Origin of the sequence: Brevibacillus sp. B_LB10_24 (genome assembly GCF_046036945.1) — a bacterium.
Classification (GTDB): domain Bacteria; phylum Bacillota; class Bacilli; order Brevibacillales; family Brevibacillaceae; genus Brevibacillus_C.
Genome location: NZ_JBJQOQ010000029.1, coordinates 15,402 through 33,466, shown reverse-complemented (window position 1 = coordinate 33,466; position 18,065 = coordinate 15,402). Strand labels below are relative to the sequence as shown.

Genomic DNA, 18,065 nt, shown 5'->3' with positions numbered 1-18,065 from the left:
ATGAGGTGTCATCATGAAAATTGGCGTTATTATGGGCGGTATTTCCTCTGAGCGTGAGGTTTCTCTGCAGACAGGTCAAGAGATGATCAATCATTTGGATCGCAGCCGCTATGAAGTGGTGCCAATTGTGATCCAACAGCGGGCGGATTTAATCTCGCAGGTCCAGCAGGCAGGCATCGATATCGCGCTGCTGGCGCTGCATGGCCAGTATGGCGAGGACGGCACGGTGCAGGGAGCGCTGGAGACGCTGGGCATTCCATACACAGGCAGCGGTATCCTGGCAAGCAGCTTATGCATGAATAAGCAGCTGTCCAAGATGCTGCTGCAGGCGGCGGGTGTGCATACGCCTGCAGGCCTTTGCTGGCAGGGGATGGACGATTATGATCCTCAGGCGGTAGAACGGTTGGGTTACCCGGTTATTGTGAAGCCGAATATGGGAGGATCGAGCATCGGCATCCAGCTTGTACAGAATGAGAAGGAGCTGCTGCCAGCTGTTCAGGAGGCTTGCAGCTTGGATCAAGCGATCTTGATTGAGCCCTATATAAAAGGGCCGGAGCTAACCTGCTCGATCGTAGATGGCGAGGTATTGCCGATTATCGGCATTCGCTCCGCTCATTCGGAGTGGTTCGACTACAAAGCGAAATATGAGGCCGGCGGCGCTGAGGAGAAGGTAATCCAGCTGCCTCCCGTTATAGAGCAGCGTGTGCGCGAAGCGGCATTGGCCAGCTACCGGCTGCTGAAATGCAAGGTCTATGCACGAGTTGATATGATTTTGTGTCAGGATATGCCTTACGTGCTGGAAGTGAACACATTACCGGGAATGACCGCCAACAGCCTGCTTCCGAAGAGTGCGGCAGCTGCGGGTATAACCTTTACACAGCTGCTGGACCGTATTATTGCCAGCTCGCTTCATGAGCGGAAACAGGAATGGGGGATGTTGCAATATGTTTAGTGAAAAAAGTACAGGGCGGTTTTTATCCTCGCGTGTACGGGATATTCGGCCATCAGGAATTCGCGCTTTTTTTGATCTGAATGCAGCTGGTGGAGATACAATCGCCCTTGGGGTCGGGGAGCCTGATTTCGTTACACCGGAAAAGGTACGGGAAGCTTGCATTCAGGCATTGCGCAGGGGGCAGACGAAATATACTTCGAATGCCGGCATGATGGAGCTGCGGGAGGAGCTCTCTGCTTATTTTTCCAACAGCTTCGCACTTTCCTATGACCCTGAGCAGGAAATGATCGTGACGGTGGGGAGCAGTGAAGCCGTCGACCTGGCGCTGCGGGCAGTGATCGATCCGGGTGACGAGGTGCTGATTCCGGCACCAAGCTATATTGCCTATGAACCCATTACCCATCTGCATGGCGGTAAAGTTGTAGAGGTGGCGACTACGGCTGAGGAGCAGTTCAAGCTGACCCCGCAAGCGCTGCAAGCGGCCATTACGCCTCATTCAAAGGTTTTAATGATCAATTATCCGTGTAACCCGACCGGAACCGTTATGACGGAGCAGGATTGGCTGCCGATTACAGAGCTCATCATCAAGCATAATCTGGTCGTCATTTCGGATGAAGTTTATGCCGAGCTGACTTACGGGAGAAAGCATGTCAGTATCGCCTCCTTGCCGGGCATGAAGGAACGCACGATTGTCATCAGCGGTTTTTCCAAAGCGTTCGCGATGACAGGCTGGCGGGTAGGCTATGCGTGCGGTCCGCGTGAGCTGATTGCCGGCATGCTGAAAATCCATCAGTACACGGCCATGTGTGCTCCCACCATTGCACAGATTGCCGCGCTCGAATCATTACGTCATGGCTTGGCTGCCAAGGATGAGATGATGGCGAGCTACAATGAACGCCGCAAGCTGTTTGTGGCCGGCTTGAATGTAATCGGACTAGCCTGTCACGTACCTGAGGGGGCTTTCTATGCCTTCCCTTCCATTACTTCTACTGGCATGTCATCTGAGCAGTTTGCCCTTCGGCTGCTGGAGGAAGCGAAGGTAGCAGTTGTACCGGGACATGTATTCGGATCAGGCGGAGAAGGCTTTATCCGCTGCTCCTATGCAACCTCGCTCGTCGATTTGGAGAAGGCGCTGGAGCGGATGGGAAGGTTTATGCAGGTGATGCAGCCGGTTTGATGAAAACTTTCAGTATATTGAAGAGACTCGAGAGAGCTTCAACTTTTCACTGCAGTGGGTTGAAGCTCTTTTATACTGCCTAACGTCTCCCTGATATTACTCCAGGAACGCTTGGCAAAATAAATCGGTACACCGCGTTCTTTCGCTTTTTGCTTGACAGCTTTGGACAGATTGTGATTCACGTAGTCGGTTAGTACGAGAACCACGGAAACGTGCTCCGGAAAACCTTCAGCGATTGATTGACTCTTACGGCCTGAAATGTGTATGACACGCTCAAAACCCATCGAGCCAAAACGTTCAGATATTTTTCCCAAATGATCGGCCCCCACAATCAGCAATGATGGCATAGTGCGTTTCCTCCAACAGTAGGAAAATTCAGAATCAATCGCAGCCTTTCCGCTTGTATGCGGGAAGGTTGGCAGCGGACTATTATCAATAGAAGCAGAAAGCGAATCGCTTCAAGTAGTTGTTCTATTCTCCGGGATAAATCATGCTCTCAGGTTTGACAATCGCATCGAATTGTTGCTCCGTCAGCAAGTTTGTTTTCAATGCCGCTTCTTTTAACGTTAAGCCTTCTTTATGGGCCAATTTTGCAATCGTTGCCGCATTTTCATAGCCGATATGAGGATTCAATGCCGTGACAAGCATAAGCGATCGCTCAACATTCCGTTTGATTACATCAAGATTCGGTTCGATACCGACCGCACAATGATCGTTAAAGGATATCATCGCATCGGCAAGCAATCTTGTTGATTTCAAGAAATTGTATATAATTACCGGCTTAAACACGTTTAACTCAAAATTCCCCTGGCTGGCGGCAAATCCGATCGCCGCATCGTTGCCCATCACCTGGCAAACGACCATCGTTAAAGCTTCGCTTTGCGTCGGATTCACTTTGCCCGGCATAATGGAGCTTCCCGGTTCGTTCGCCGGAATCGTTATTTCGCCAATTCCGCAACGCGGGCCGCTTGCCAGCCATCTGACATCGTTGGCGATTTTCATCAGATCGGCCGCAAGCGCCTTTAAGGCTCCATGAACGTATACCAATTCGTCATGGCTGGTTAGAGCATGGAACTTATTCGGAGCGGAGATAAACGATTTGCCGGTAATCGAGCTGATTTTCGCAGCCACCATTTCCCCAAACTGTGGATGAGCGTTCAAGCCAGTGCCTACAGCCGTTCCGCCAATCGCCAGCTCTTTTAGCGACTCGGCACTTTGTCTGATCATCTGCTCCCCTTTTTCAAGCATGCGGTGCCAACCGCTGATTTCCTGTCCCAGGGTCAACGGTGTTGCATCCTGCAAATGCGTGCGACCGATTTTAATGATGTCCTGATACTGTTCCATCTTTTGATGCAAGGTAGCTTTCAAACGGGACAAGGCCGGCAAAACATCATCTTCAATCGCAATGGCTGCGGCAATATGCATGGCAGTCGGAAACGTATCGTTTGAACTTTGCGATTTGTTGACATCGTCATTGGGATGTATGCGATGTTTGCTTCCGCTTTGTTCCAACAGTTGATTCGCCCGATGGGCAATGACTTCATTTACATTCATATTCGACTGGGTCCCGCTTCCCGTTTGCCAGACCACCAAGGGAAAATGTTCATCAAGTACACCCTCGATGACCTCATCGGCAGCCTGGACAATCGCGTTTGCCCGCTCGGAATCCAGCTTGCCAAGCTGCAGATTGACCAGCGCTGCGCTTTTCTTCAACACGGCAAGGGCCCGGGTGATTTCATGGGGCATTTTCTCGCTGCCAATTTTAAAATTGAGACTGCTTCGCTGGGTTTGTGCTCCCCACAATTTATCCGCCGGAACTTTGATTTCTCCAAGTGTATCCTTCTCGATTCGGTAATCCATGAACGGGCCTCCTCCGCCTTTTCTATTGGACATCTCATTCGTTCTCACGTCTAAAGCAGTTACTCAGGTCTCTGAAGTCATACCGTAAACACAACCTTTTTAACTCCCTCATGCAAGGTAGCCATATACATGCTGTCCCCGGACAAGATCAAATCCGTTACCGGGCATCCGTTCAGCATGGAACGTAAAAACAAACGGTTTCCAATCATCTCTATCCGATATAATCCCCGATTGGAACAAACATACACGCCGGTTTCCGTTGACTTAAGAAAATAAATCGTCAATCCTTCGAAGCAAATTTTTATGAACCCGCCTTTTTTCTTCCTTTGAACCAACTCTCCTTCGGTGGTCACACCGAGCAGACAACCGCGAAACACCACCAAACTTGAAATTGCGGTTTCCAACGGATTTTCCGACCATAAATCGGTATGACGGTCATGATGGATGAAACTCCTAGCGATGGACAATCGAATTCATCTGTTGCATCGGTGAACGGAGTAATCACACGGTCACATCCTTTAACATTTTCCCAAACGATTCTGCTTCCATCTTATATGATAATGATTATCAATGTCAATTAAATAAAAGAAAATAGAACGGTGGTCGCGGCACATCAAACTTTTCGCCGAGTACACCGTCCTATTTTCTGTTTTCCTTCGGTACAATTCTCCTTTCCCAATTGGCAGTATTACACCGCCTTTGGGTCCGTTTTTCCTTTTGGTCACACAGGAAACAAAGGCAAACAAATGCAGCCAGAGCAAGTCCTCCGCATGCGGCTACAGAGGCGGAAAACGCCCTTACATAGTCTGACAGATCGGCATTTGCCAAAGACTGTCGCAGGGAAGCAGAGAACAAAATACTGATCCTTACAACAGTGTCCGTCACATTCCCCTCCCTTCCTTTCAAAACGATACATTTACGATCGTGATCATGAAAAGAAAAAGACACGTACCTGATAGAGAACGTGTCTCACCATACCGGTGGCTGTATAAATACATACGTTAGCTGGCTCCTCGTATCAATCAGACCTAAAATGGTTGCACTGTTCGTGTTCTCGACTGTTTTTCCGTCCAGATCAGCTCGCCGATGATAAACAGCAGTAGCAAGGCCTGGGGAACCACCGTTTCCAAAGAAGGATAAAAACCAATCCATTCGGCAAACGGCAAGCCGCCAATCTGGTGAGAAGGCAGCACCTTCGTCACTTGCAGGACGTGGATGCTGACTCCCAAGATTTTAAAGGCAATAGCGTAGATCAGAATCGTGGCACACGTGAAGAAAAATCGTATCGGCAGTCTCACACTAAATCGGATCAGGACAAAGCCAATAATGAATAAGGCTGCAAGCGCACAGACAATCCCGATCAACAATTGATGCAGGCTCATAGATGGGGCCATCCCGGCGTAAAAGATGATGGTTTCCGCACCCTCGCGAAAAATCGCAAAGAAGCTGACAGCCGCCATCGACCAAAGTCCCCCTTTGGCCATAGCCGATCCAAGCTGCCGATTGATGTATTGGTTCCAGTTTTGAATATTAGCCTTGCGATGCAGCCATACGCCAACCGTAAACATCATCACAACCGCAACGATTCCTGTCAGCCCTTCGATGTATTCGCGGCTGGTGCTGGCGGTTGCCTTGGAAAAATACATGGTGATAAACACGGCCAACAAAGCGCTGCATACGATACCAAATCCAACCCCGGCCCAGATCCATTTTTGCTTGTCAGCTTGATTCGCTTTATTCAAAAACGACAGCAAAGCCGACACGATCAGCAGGGCTTCCAGTCCTTCACGGAGCAGAACGAGTGCCGCATCCAACGCTGTATAACCCAGATCGCCCCCTAGAAAAGGCGTTAATTTTTCTTTGACCTCCTGGATGATTTTTTCTGTTCGCTCGATGTCAGGCTGTTTGGAGCCCAGCAAGCTGATCGACAGTGGAATTTGACTCTCGATTTGCGTGTACAAGCCGGCTGAGCGAGTCTGCACCTGCCCTTCAACCAGCGGCCAAATCGTCACGAATTGATTCAGATTCTCTAACGCCGTTTGCAGATCCTGCTCCTTAATCGCCACGTCTGCATCCGTCAGCAGATCGACCAAGTCCTGCAGCGAAACTTCTTTCTCGTTCGCCTGGTTCCCCTGACCGCCGCCTTGGAGAAAATGATCCAGCGCCTGTTTTAATGCATCAAGGCTTTGCAGCGCCTTTTGTTGGTCGACAGGCTCTTGATTTAAAGCGATACGGATAAACATCAGATTTTTCTCAATTTCGCCGTAATCCATTATGCTTGCCTGTTGAACAGCGGATTCCGCCTTTAGCCACTTGCTGTTAAACGATCGATAGTACTCTTTGGCCTGGGCTTGGTTTTGATTTTTAACTTCATCGATCATCCGGTCAGCCAGCGGCAGCAGCTGCTTGATTTTTTCTTTGCCGTCGTCCTTTTTGTCACCCTGCAGCACAGCTTCAAACGCATTGGTCGCATGGGACAGTTGCACGAGTGCATCATAGACCGTATTTTTATCTCGGGGATTTTGGGCCATGACGTCTTGCACATGAGTGAGGGCATCGTCTACTTGTTTTGCTTCCGGATTGTCTTGCCTGATTTGTTTCCAGCTCTCCTGAAACTTTTGCAAATCCTCGAGAATGGCCTGCCAATTCTCATCTTTGGATTTTACCAACGCATCACCAACGTGAATAAATAACTCATCGGTAGGGGGGGCGGCGACGGCAGGACGCGTGACGACGGCAAACAGCAGCAGGACGAAGGCAAACAGACTTAGCTGGCGGATCTTCTTTTTCATCTCCATGCGAAACGAACTCCTCTTCTCTCGATGTGAAACGGGAGGAGCTCTATGAAAAGAGCGCCTCTCCCAAGTAACTGCCCTGTTTGATTCCGGGGAAGCAAGCGAATATGCCGCTGCCTCGATGTACGATATACTCGTTTAACTTGTCGTTCTTCGCCAGGTTTTGCTGAATGGGGATAAATTGTCTTGCGGGATCGCGTTGAAAACAGATAAATAAAAGCCCTGCATTCAGCGCGCCCGTTTTCGGTTCGATCCCGTCTGCATAGGAAAAAGAGCGGCGCAAAAGCTTCACGCTCCCATCTCCATGGGCAATACGCGAATGGGCTGTCACCGGAATGACGAGCTGACCGTTTTTGTCCTTTTGATCGAGATCAAGCGGTTCAAACTCGTCTGTTCCGCCGAGCGGAGCTCCGCTGTCCCGGTGGCGCCCGAACGTATCCTCCTGATCGCGAAGCGTTGTCCGATCCCACACTTCGATCCGCATTTGGATGCGCCGCACGACCAGGTAAGTTCCGCCTGCCATCCAGGCCGGGCCATCCTGCGGTTGCACCCAGACGTGCTGATTCATCAGCTTTGGATCGTTTACGTCAGGATTGCCCGTACCGTCCTTAAAACCGAATAAATTACGCGGCGTTGCCTTCTTGGGGTCGGCCTGGCGACTTCTTTGAAACCCGGCTTGCGTCCAGCGCACCACAGCAACTCCGCGGGCCCTGCGGGTAAGATTACGCAAGGCGTGAAAGGCAACCTGCGGATCGTCGGCACAAACTTGGACACACACGTCTCCGCCGCACCATTCCGGCCGCAAATCGTCCAGCGGAAATAACGGCAAATCGCTGAGCGCCTGCGGGCGCTTGGCCTTGAGACCGAAGCGATCGACACCGTCTTTTAGAAATAAACTGGGTCCTGCGCCAAACGTAATCGTCAGATTGGACGGCAACAAACCGGCTGCTTCCCCCGTGTCTGCAGGGGGTACATACTCGTTGGCAAGCTTCTGTGCCACATCGTTTCCCTGTGCCATATTGGCGGCTGCCACAGTCCAGTCCCGAAACAATTCGATCACTTCCGTGCGTTTTTCCGCTGTAATGTCAAACGAGGCAAAATACACGTGGTTCTGCACCTCGGTCAAAATCCCGGCCTGATGCTCGCCGTAAAACGGCACGATCCCTCCTGCCGCACCCGCTTTAATCATGCTGCCGGGCCCGGACTCTTGAGTCAGAGCCAAGACGCCCCCCATGCCGCTGGCGCCGACAAGGGCGCCGATCCCGCCAATGCCCGCCAGCTTCAGCATGTTGCGCCGGGAAATCGGCTGAGTCAAAAAATCGGATGTTCCCGTTTCTTTTCGACTCTTGTCCGTCATATTTATCCCTCCAGCACAATCCCTATATTGGAAAGCGGCTCTGCCAAATTGTCAATCGCCTGGCTCATTTTTTTGATTTGCTCCTCGCTAAGCTCGGTGTACAATACATACCCCTCCCCTTCTTTGCAGGAGGCCAGCAGCTTATCTATCTCTGCGAAGCGCTTTTCAATTTCTTGCGCAAGGCTGCTGTCTTTTTTCTCTATGGCCGGTTTTAAGAATTCATAGATTTTCTCTGCGCCTTGCACGTTGGCGGCAAAGTCGTACAGGTCTGTATGCGAATAGCGCTCTTCCTCCCCTGTCACTTTCGACGAAGAGACCTCGTTGAGCAAATCGACGGCACCCGTGACCAATAGTTGCGGCGTCACTTCTACTGTCTCTACCTTTCCCCGCAGCAGTTTGACATCCTTTAGCAGCTGGTCGGCATACGCTTCGTATCCTTTGGTTGTCTTGTCTATCCACAATCCTTTTTCAATCCGGTGAAATCCCCGCCATTCCTCGTCAGGCACGTCGTTTTCCCGGGCGTCGATATCAGGGTCGAGATCCCCGAGCGCTTCCGCGATCGGTTCGATGCGTTCGTAGAACATCCGGGTCGGCGCGTACAGAGCTTGTGCCTTCTCAAGCTCGCCGTTCTTCACCGCGTCCGTAAAAGACTCCGTCGCCTGAACAAACTGATCGATTTGCTCAAGCGCGTACGCTCGGTAACTGTCTGTTACGCTCTTCATTTCATCGCTTGCATCGGCTCCGCCGGCAGGTTGGGTCTGCTGCTGCGAAGGTTGCGGTGCTGCATTGTCGGCTGGTTGACTGCCGCACCCGAACAGCATTGCGCTGACGATCAGCAGCATCGATGTTAATGCAACTGTTCTATTCATAGACATCCACTCCTCATATGGGCTCACGTTTAATTAGGGCAGTTACATTATAAGGGGAATGATAATCATTTTCAATCGTTTTTTTTCTTCTCAAAAAGGGGAAGGAAAGACTGCGTTCATCACATTCCCTCCATCCCTTGAATTTAACAGAAACGGTTAATTGAGTAAGCTTCCTCTATTGGCGGTTGTTGTTTATTGCACAATAGAAATGCCTAGTGTTGCAGCGTAAAAATGCTCAAGACAGATACAAAAAGGCACTTGTCAGCATCAATACTTCCTCCTACCGTTAGGTTTGCGACAACTTAGCGAAGGAGAATGGAAAGGATGCTGAAAATGCCTCAACAACACTATATCAGGTTTTTACTTGAAGGAGAAGGATGCTCGGTAGACGAGATTGCAGAACGCGTGGGTGTTCACTGGCGGACTGCCAAAAAATATGCCGATCAAACGGATTGGAATGCCTCGCTAAGAAAACGAAAGGGTAGAAGTTGTGTCATGGGTCCGTTTATGGAGATCGTCGATACCTGGTTGGAGGAGACCGTTTGGTCCCCCGTAAGCAGCGACACACAGGTATGCTTATTTTCCAAGGTGAGGCATAAGTGGACTTTACAACCAGGCGTTTTTGAATGGTTGAACTTGTAAAATCACGTTTTCGTTTGGCCATCTTTTTCTCCCTAGTTCATTTGTAGGGTATGAATGTATTTTTATTTACTTGCCAATTAGGAACTCAAACTCCTCAGCTATATACTCCGGTAGGAACACCTGAACCTTATCAAAAATATCTTTGATTTCCTTGCGTTTTTCATCGCTCATTGGCACGTAGAATCTCGTGTTGTATCCACTAGTCCAAAGTTCAATATGCCGAATTGCTGTATCACGGATTTCATTTTCCCTCGTAGCACATGCGCGTAATAAAAATAGAATGCTGTCCGCCTTACTGAACTTCGTAAACAAAAAGAGAATGTTTTTCTTCACGTGAGGCCTTTCATCATTTTCGAAGATCTTCCAAAGCAATTCGGCATGGCGCAGGTCAACAATACCCGCCAGTATTTGTCTCGCTTCTCGAGACACGCTTCGCTTGTCTGATTGTAATGAGCTGAGAAAAACCTCGGTGTTATCTTCCGGATTAAGCATTCCTAGCGCTTTGACTGCCGACCTTTGCATCCGAGCATTGTCATGGAATAAAAATGGAGTAATCCACTGTGCATCTGTCTTTTCTCCAGTTTCACCCAATCCAACAATCGCAGCCTGAATCAATCCCTTATCTGTCTCTTTGAGTTTTTCCCGGTAAAAGGAGGGGAAGTCCATTTGTTGATCTTTTAGATAATACCTGGCCATTTCTCGAATTGTTTTATGTTGGTCCAGGAGAGCAGCACGCAGCTCTGCGATAGATTGCTCTGGAAAACGATCCATATATACTTGTAATGCTAGTTGCCGAATAGGAGGAAAAACGTCACTCCTGAACCGTTTTAACCATGGATTTAAACATTCGTTTGAGTCATTTCTGCAAATATGTTTAACCATTTGTAGCCTTATCAGGGCATCTGATTGACGTAATGCTTCTGATATTACTGATTCTCGATCAATATCGGGAAGGTTGATCGCCATTTCAAAACAAAATCGTCGAACAGTTGGGTCTTTTGAGTGAAAACCGCTTAACAGCACATTCCGATTTTGGGGATGACCAAACAGCTCATAGATTTCATCTACTAAGTCAGAGAACTTTTCTCGGGTGTAGTAATCGGACAGATGTTTTATTAGATATATGGCATCAAGAAATTGTTTTACATAGTCTGAATGTAATTTCTGCTTAATAGCCTTGAAAGACAGGAAACGAATTTTGGGTTGCCAATCATTCAAGCGAAGGAACAAAAAGGGAATTTCTGCTCCTGAAGCCTGTTTTGACAACACTTCAATGGCCGCTTCTCTTACATAGCCGTTGCGATGGAAGCTGCAAATCCCAATAAAACTTACATCGGAATCATCTCGAATAGGATGAGCTCTGATACTTTCAGGTAACAATTGATGCCATGCCGCCAATTTGCCACTGTATTGGTAAGGGGTCAACCTACGTATATATTGATCCAAGCCAATCAAGTCTTGCTTCCGATGGCTGGAGATAATTTGGTGTATAGCATCACGCGCTGTCTTTCGTATTGTTTGATTCTTATCTAAAGCAAGCGGTAATAAAAATGTCAGTGTAAACATACTTCCAGAGTTAGCTAGCGTCTGTAGGATTTCTATTTTACGTGTGTTTGTATTTTTGAAAACATCGAAGAACGCGTTTTTTTTATATAGTTCATCTATTAATTGATGCTCCTCTTTTGAAATGCCTTTCATCAGGCTATACACCCCTTTGTAACAGAAAAGAGCTACCCAGCACAGGTAGCTCAATTTTACAGACCGATTCTTAGTTGTAGGATCATGATGGGACTATCTTAAAGCACCCATTCCAAGTATTAGGAGTTATCTTCAGTCTAATACTTTATTATCCAGTCTACAACTTTATTATTGAGTCTAATACTTTATTATCTAGTCTAAAACTTTATTATCTCTGGACAAATCTTTGTTCGATGAGAATAATGTTTTAGACTGGAGTTGCTGATCTGACACGAAAACTGCATTTAGGAATTCGTCAACTTTTGAATAATAAGTTTTAGACTGAGTTATTATAAAATCACGAGCGACATAAAATTTGTAAAAATAAAGTATTAGACTCAGATTTGGCCTAGGTATTATTTTTCATTCTCCATCGAGTAACTTCTTCCATGAATCAAATGAATTTGCATTATTCGCATTTTCAATTCGTTTAATTATTTGCTTAAAAGTTGTGCTCGCTCTTTGGCGATAAACGCTGTTTGATTCCCCCAAGTAATTATCTACATGAATAGATTGACCAGTACTGTCTGTAATAGGTTTTAATACTGCTTTTTCTGCATGACGGCAGAACTGTTCAACCATACCTTTGTATGTCTTGGGTGCTGATGTGACATTTTTAAATGCATCTATTGCAAGGGACTCAATATGATAGCCAGATAGTTGTTTTTGTTGTGGTAAGCCTGCATTAATCTTTTTAATGAGCTTTATCAGGGGCACCAGTTTATTCGCGTTTGCTTGATTAACGGTGGTTAGTTTCTCTGCAAACTTACTTGGTTTTATTACATTGCTCCATCTATTCTCGCCAGGTCGAGAAATACGATACCCAGTTTGCGTTTTTATACTTGGTAATAACTGTATTTCATGTCCTGAAGTAAATTTAACTGTTACTGCCAATTTCCCTATTTTTACTTCTGTATTCGGAAGACGTCTTTTAACTTGCTCGCTAAAAATCTTCAATACTTCGTCAGGTTTTGCATTAGCTAAACCACTATTATTTATTTGAACAAGCATATCCACATCACTCAAACCATCTGCATAAGTATTTTTGATTATTGAACCGCCAAATCTAAGCTCCACAGAACCTTCAATATCTTTCTCTAGAGCATTCTTCAAAGTTTCCAAATGTCGGCTTATGCCTGCCACGTCACGATCGTTTAAGTCTTTGAATAGATCTTTGATGTATTGATTAATGTCAGCTTCGAACTTTTCTTTCTCTGCTCTAGCCTCTCTTTCCTTTTCCAATTCACCAAGCGTTTTTCCCGGAATGCTATATCCTCCACCACTGCCACCCATTAGTGTTCCTCCTCTACTCACTGCTTTTCTGAACCTCTAACTGTTTCAGAATCAGCATTAATTGATTTAGATTATTTTTTGTTAACCCCAGTTCGTCCCAATTGGATGATTGCGAGAATTTCGTCAATCTATTTTTAAGTTGGACTAATTCAGACAAGTTCTCGGAGAAACCAATTACTTTTACTTCACTGTCATGTCTTTGCCAGAGACCGTTACTAATCGAATAATGATTGAAATATGAAGGGACCCCGTTCTTAAAGGAAAAACGAAGCCAGGATAACCCATCAAATATATCTGCTCCACATAGAAAAAATAATGTTACGGATAAAGGATCCAAGCATCCAAAAACATGAATTGGTGTATCTAGTCCAGCATCCGATAGAGCTTTTCTGATTCTAAATATATTTAACGCTCTTTCAAAAACTGAGTGCCCTAATTCCTTTTCTGTAAATCCCAATACATCAAATGGTGCGAACAGCTTTATTTTCTTAATTACGTCTTCTACATTTATAAGTACATCTTCATTTGATATTGGTTTGCATAAAAAATCCGACGCAAATTCAGGATATTTTTCAAAATGTCCTTTTGCTCGATTTATTTGTACGTCTAAAGGCGACGATTCCCAATAATCAAAATTAACGAGCACAATATCTGTTATCGGTTTTAATTTACTTACTTCTTGTTCGTATAGGTTCTCATTCCATTCACTTGGAAAGTGCAAATCACCATAAATGTCTGAGACGTCATGTTCGCGGATTCTTTCGTAACCACCACTGTCAACAAAGAGTATATCTGATTCATAAATATGGTCACTCAGTAAATATCTGTAATGTAAGTCATATGTGCTCACAAGAGATGCATCTGTGAGGTGTTGTTTTAGGTAATCATGTAATCCCTTTACATGTGGAAACCCCTTACTTGAAAACGAAGGAACAAGTATTGGTGTACTGCTTCCAAGCTTTCTAATATACCTAATCTTCCCTAGGTGATTTTCCATCCAACATCCTCCTATCAATGCACGATAGACATTTCCCGCAAGGTTCGTGCTCTCCAACTTCACAGCTATATGTTAAGTACACGGGTACTTGCTCTTGTAATGCATACTCATAAATTTGCTCTTTTGTGTAATTAAGGAAGGGGGCTGTAATCCTTATTACCCCTCCGAAATAGCCATCAAGAATTGACTGAGCATCATAGACAAATGCTGGGCTTGCATCATAATAGCGGGTTCCTGAATGAATTCCTATTGAAACGAAAGATACTGATTTATCAAGAAAACTACATGCAGTCAATACAAAAAGTACATTTCGACAAAAGAACTCTCCCTCCTGATTTTTGATTGAAAACCCCAATTTCACATGTTTTAGTTCAATATTGTAATGTTCGCTAATTGCTCTAGCTGATTGATATTCTCGCTCACAACTAGCTTGACCATAATCAAAAAATATCGCTGTAGTTTTCTCTCCGTTTGAAAGATGATATTGAACTAAGGATGTAGAATCAACTCCACCGCTTAATAAAACCAGCACACCATAAGAGTCTTTAGCTTTGTCCTTCACGACTATTATCTTCACTCCTGTTATCCTGACCAAAAAACTGAGTAATTTTCATCTTCAGTTTATAGAATGGAATGCTCATATGAGGTGTAATTTCAAGTTTTTTACTAATGTCTATTTTTATTCTAAGACGTTGTTTTTCTTTTAAGAATGTACGATCTGGGATGACTGGAGCATTTTCATGAATGTAATTATATTCATTCGTTAATTTAACAATGTCATCTTCTGATATCACTTCGTTAGTTTCAAGTATGCTCGCCTTCCGAATAAACGAAGTCAATTGTTTGCCTATCGTTTCATGAGAAGCAGACTTTTCCCCAAAACGAAAGTATTCCTCTAAGATCGTTAAAATAAATACAAGTCCTGCAAAAACGCCAATCATAAGCTTATATTGGCCTTCTGTAAGATTTGAAATCCAAGGAAGAAATGTTTTATACTCAGCAAACGTTAATACTGCTATTGCTGAGGATCCCACTAATACCAAAGCATGTAATGATTTTTTTATCCAATTTGCTTTTTTACAAATACTGAAGTGCATTTGTCTGTTTTGTTCGGCTTTCTTTTTAAGTTCCTTTACTTGACTAATTGGGCTATTTAACACTTGTTGCCTCCTGGACTAACTTGCAAAAAATTAAAAAGGCGTAGCTAATAAAACTTAATCTGCTACGCCCTGATGTTAGTTAGTATTCATTTTCTTCTGTCTCTGCCTGCCCCATCAATTCTGCCTGCTGCAGTACAAGATCAATCGCCATCCTCTCCAGATCAGGTGGATACCCGTATTTCTTCAAAAGCCGTTTAACCGTAATCCGCATTTGCGCACGAACATTTTCACGAAGCGTCCAGTCAACCTTGATGTTGTTCTTGATTGCTTGGGTTAGCTCGTGTGCAATCTGCTTTAACATGACATCGCCCATTAATTCTTTGGCCGACTCGTTTGATGCGAGCGCATCATAAAAGGCGAGTTCTTCCTTGATAAGACCGAGATTTTCGCCACGTTTCATTGCTGTATCCATGTCTTTGGCCATCTGAATGAGCTCTTCAATAACCTGTGTCGTTTCAATGGTACGATTATTGTATTTTCGTACAGCTTCTTCAAGCATTTCGGAAAACTTCTTGGATTGAACGAGACTAGTCCGAGATACATCCTTCACTTTGCCTTGAAGTAGCCTACGCAGTAGCTCGACCGCCAGATTTTTTTGTTTCAACCCACGCACATGCTCCAGAAATTCGTCCGACAAAATCGCAATGTTTGGTTTTTGAAGACCGACCGCCTCCAAAATATCCACCACTTCATCGGAAACAATCGACTTGGAGATCAACTGATTCAACTCAGCATCTAGCTCATTTGTCGTTTTTCTTTTGTTTTCAGTCGTGATCAATTTGACGATCCCCGATTTCACTGCTTTAAAAAAGCTGGTTTCTAAATTAACTTGCTCGGCAGCTAGGGTAGTGGCACACAGGGAGTAAGCCCTTGCCAATTCGGTAGTCCAGTTGAGAAAATTCCGTTTTCGCTCATCACCCAGACCCAGAACATAGTCGATAGTCTCGACAATCGCCTTCATCCGTTCGGACGCTTTCTCCGAAGCAAATTTACTATAGTCGTAGCCATGCAACAGTTCACGAATCAGTTGCAGTTTCTCTAGCATGAAATCAACAGCCTGATCCGTGTCAATGCCTGCGGTTTTCCGGTCGTTTTCTGTATATTGTTGAAGGGCTGATTTCAGCATATCTGCTATGCCGATATAGTCTACGATCAGACCGCCCGGCTTGTCGCGGAACACCCGATTTACACGAGCAATCGCCTGCATCAGGTTGTGTCCCTTCATTGGCTTATCGATATACATGGTGTTCATACTCGGGACATCAAACCCGGTCAGCCACATATCACGAACAATGACAATCTGGAGAGGGTCCTTGACGTCCTTCATCCGTTTCGCCAAATGTTCCCGACGACGTTTGTTGCCGATATACGGCTGCCATTCCGCCGGATCGCTGGAGCTGCCAGTCATGACAATTTTGATTTTCCCTTCATTATCATCGTCACTGTGCCAATCAGGCCTTAGCGCCACAATCGCTTTGTACATATCGATAGCAATCCGCCGCGACATCACCACGATCATTACTTTGCCAAAACCGGCGTTCTGCCGTTGTTCAAAATGTTCAACGACATCCTGGGCCACCTTTTTAACCCGTTTCTCAGCTCCGGCCAATGCTTCAAGACGAGCCCAACGCGATTTCAACCGCTCACGTTGTGTATCTTCCTGATACTCCGTAATCTCCTCATACTCGCTGTCAATGACCGGGCGTTCCTCCGCCGACAGCTCCAAACGGGCAATTCGGCTTTCGTAATAGATTTTTACCGTCGTTCCGTCTTCTACGGCACGGGTCATATCGTAAATATCGATGTAGTCCCCGAATACGGCAGGAGTATTTTTGTCCGTCAGTTCGACTGGCGTGCCGGTAAATCCGATATAGGAAGCGTTCGGCAGCGCGTCCCGCATATATTTGGCATAACCATATTTGATCGCTGCTTCGTCATCTCCCGTGACCATTTCTGCCTGAAAACCATACTGGCTACGATGGGCCTCGTCTGCGATGACAATGACATTTCGCCGTTCCGTTAGCACAGGATATTTGTCTTCATTCTCGTCAGGGGTGAACTTGTGTACCGTCGTAAAAATGATCCCGCCTGACTCCACCGACAAAAGCTCCCTTAGATGTGCTCGATCCTCCGCTTGCAGCGGCGTTTGACGTAGCAAATCCTTCGATTTACTGAACGTACTGTACAACTGGTCGTCCAGGTCATTTCGGTCTGTCACAACCACGATCGTCGGGTTGTTTAATGTAAGTACGAGCTTACCCGCATAAAACACCATGGACAAGCTTTTCCCGGAGCCTTGTGTGTGCCAGATGACCCCGATTTTCCGATCTCCTTCGTCCATCGTGGCTCTTTGTGTGCTCGCAATCGCTTTGTTGGTGGCATGGTATTGGTGGTATCCTGCCAGTATTTTGAAGAGCTGTTCCCCATCGGTCTGGTACAGGACAAAATGCTTAATGAGATCGAGCACCCGACTTTTTTCAAACATCCCCTTAATCAGAACTTCCAATTGGGGCATGGAGGAAGGTGCCACATCATCACCATCTATAGTACGCCACATCATAAACCGGTCTTCGTTCGCCGTCAGTGTGCCGACACGTGCGTTCACTCCGTCGCTGATCACCAGGAACGAATTGTAGGTAAAAAGCGAGGGGATCGTGCCTTTGTATGTCTGAACCTGATTGTACGCGTCGCTAATGCCAACCTCTTCATTGGAGGCGCTTTTCAGTTCCAGGACAGCGATCGGCAGTCCGTTCACGAAAACAACGATATCCGGCCGCTTTTCCCCCTGATTCTCTACGACGGTAAATTGGTTGACGACAAGAAAGTCATTATTGCCCATACGTTCAGGGTCTGTGTCAAACAACCAGACTTTTTCGGTCGGATACTCACCGTTAGCTGCTTGGTACTGCACGTCGATGCCGTCGGTAATCATTTTCTGAAAGGCTTTGTTGTTGATCAAAAGACTCGGGCTGCGCGGTACTTCAATGATTCGGATCGCTTCCTCAATCGCTTCACGTGGCAAATGCTTGTTGATGCGAATGAGCGCATCGCGAAGGCGGTCTTTGAGAATAACATCGTGGTAAAACTGCCGCTCAGGATATTCGCCTTCGGGTGCAATGTCAGGTCCGTAGGCTTTTTCGTAGTTCAACTCTTCGAACCATTCCAACGCAGCTTGTTCCAGATCGCTTTCCGTGAATGATGTGGTGTAGTAGTTCATGTGATGTGT

At 46.1% G+C, this 18,065-nt stretch carries 13 protein-coding genes; 2 read left to right on the top strand and 11 right to left on the bottom strand.

The genetic code is table 11. The annotated features are described in order from the left end of the window. The first annotated feature begins 13 nt into the window (after positions 1-13). Complete coding sequence (locus tag ACI7RC_RS21235) at positions 14-952, top strand: D-alanine--D-alanine ligase (RefSeq protein ID WP_408110191.1); 939 nt, start codon at positions 14-16, stop codon at positions 950-952. After that, a complete protein-coding gene (locus ACI7RC_RS21230) occupies positions 945-2,129 on the top strand; it encodes an aminotransferase class I/II-fold pyridoxal phosphate-dependent enzyme (RefSeq protein ID WP_408110190.1) in 1,185 nt (394 codons plus the stop codon). The genes ACI7RC_RS21235 and ACI7RC_RS21230 overlap by 8 nt, the downstream gene beginning before the upstream one ends. Positions 2,130-2,167: 38 nt before the next feature. Here ACI7RC_RS21230 and ACI7RC_RS21225 read toward each other — a convergent pair whose 3' ends face one another. The 11 genes from ACI7RC_RS21225 to ACI7RC_RS21175 all read right to left on the bottom strand — a co-directional run bounded on the left by ACI7RC_RS21225 (position 2,168) and on the right by ACI7RC_RS21175 (position 18,056). After that, positions 2,168-2,476 carry a DUF2325 domain-containing protein gene (locus ACI7RC_RS21225; RefSeq protein ID WP_408110189.1) on the bottom strand — a complete coding sequence of 103 codons (309 nt, stop codon included), beginning with the start codon at positions 2,474-2,476 and terminating at the stop codon, positions 2,168-2,170. Positions 2,477-2,600: 124 nt separating this feature from the next. Next, positions 2,601-3,989, bottom strand: coding sequence for a class II fumarate hydratase (gene fumC, locus ACI7RC_RS21220; protein WP_408110188.1), 1,389 nt, complete (start codon positions 3,987-3,989; stop codon positions 2,601-2,603). Between the two features lie 1,028 nt (positions 3,990-5,017). Further along, complete coding sequence (locus ACI7RC_RS21215) at positions 5,018-6,787, bottom strand: FTR1 family iron permease (protein ID WP_408110187.1); 1,770 nt, start codon at positions 6,785-6,787, stop codon at positions 5,018-5,020. A gap of 43 nt (positions 6,788-6,830) precedes the next feature. Then, positions 6,831-8,141: an iron uptake transporter deferrochelatase/peroxidase subunit gene (gene efeB, locus ACI7RC_RS21210; RefSeq protein ID WP_408110186.1), complete on the bottom strand. Its 1,311-nt coding sequence runs from the start codon at positions 8,139-8,141 to the stop codon at positions 6,831-6,833. Positions 8,142-8,143: 2 nt separating this feature from the next. Beyond that, the gene (efeO, locus tag ACI7RC_RS21205; RefSeq protein WP_408110185.1) at positions 8,144-9,010 is read right to left on the bottom strand and encodes an iron uptake system protein EfeO; all 867 of its coding nucleotides are present in this window, start codon (positions 9,008-9,010) and stop codon (positions 8,144-8,146) included. Between the two features lie 708 nt (positions 9,011-9,718). Then, a complete protein-coding gene (locus ACI7RC_RS21200) occupies positions 9,719-11,350 on the bottom strand; it encodes a HEAT repeat domain-containing protein (protein ID WP_408110184.1) in 1,632 nt (543 codons plus the stop codon). Between the two features lie 402 nt (positions 11,351-11,752). Continuing rightward, a complete protein-coding gene (locus ACI7RC_RS21195; protein WP_408110183.1) occupies positions 11,753-12,682 on the bottom strand; it encodes a CBASS oligonucleotide cyclase in 930 nt (309 codons plus the stop codon). Positions 12,683-12,695: 13 nt separating this feature from the next. Continuing rightward, positions 12,696-13,679: a hypothetical protein gene (locus ACI7RC_RS21190; RefSeq protein ID WP_408110182.1), complete on the bottom strand. Its 984-nt coding sequence runs from the start codon at positions 13,677-13,679 to the stop codon at positions 12,696-12,698. Next, positions 13,654-14,241 (bottom strand): 7-cyano-7-deazaguanine synthase, encoded by a 588-nt coding sequence (locus tag ACI7RC_RS21185; protein WP_408110181.1) that lies wholly within the window; start codon positions 14,239-14,241, stop codon positions 13,654-13,656. The genes ACI7RC_RS21190 and ACI7RC_RS21185 overlap by 26 nt, the downstream gene beginning before the upstream one ends. Then, positions 14,225-14,839, bottom strand: coding sequence for a hypothetical protein (locus ACI7RC_RS21180; RefSeq protein WP_408110180.1), 615 nt, complete (start codon positions 14,837-14,839; stop codon positions 14,225-14,227). The genes ACI7RC_RS21185 and ACI7RC_RS21180 overlap by 17 nt, the downstream gene beginning before the upstream one ends. A gap of 79 nt (positions 14,840-14,918) precedes the next feature. Further along, entirely contained in the window at positions 14,919-18,056 is a 3,138-nt protein-coding gene (locus ACI7RC_RS21175; protein ID WP_408110179.1) for a type I restriction endonuclease subunit R, read from the bottom strand. Positions 18,057-18,065: the final 9 nt, after the last annotated feature.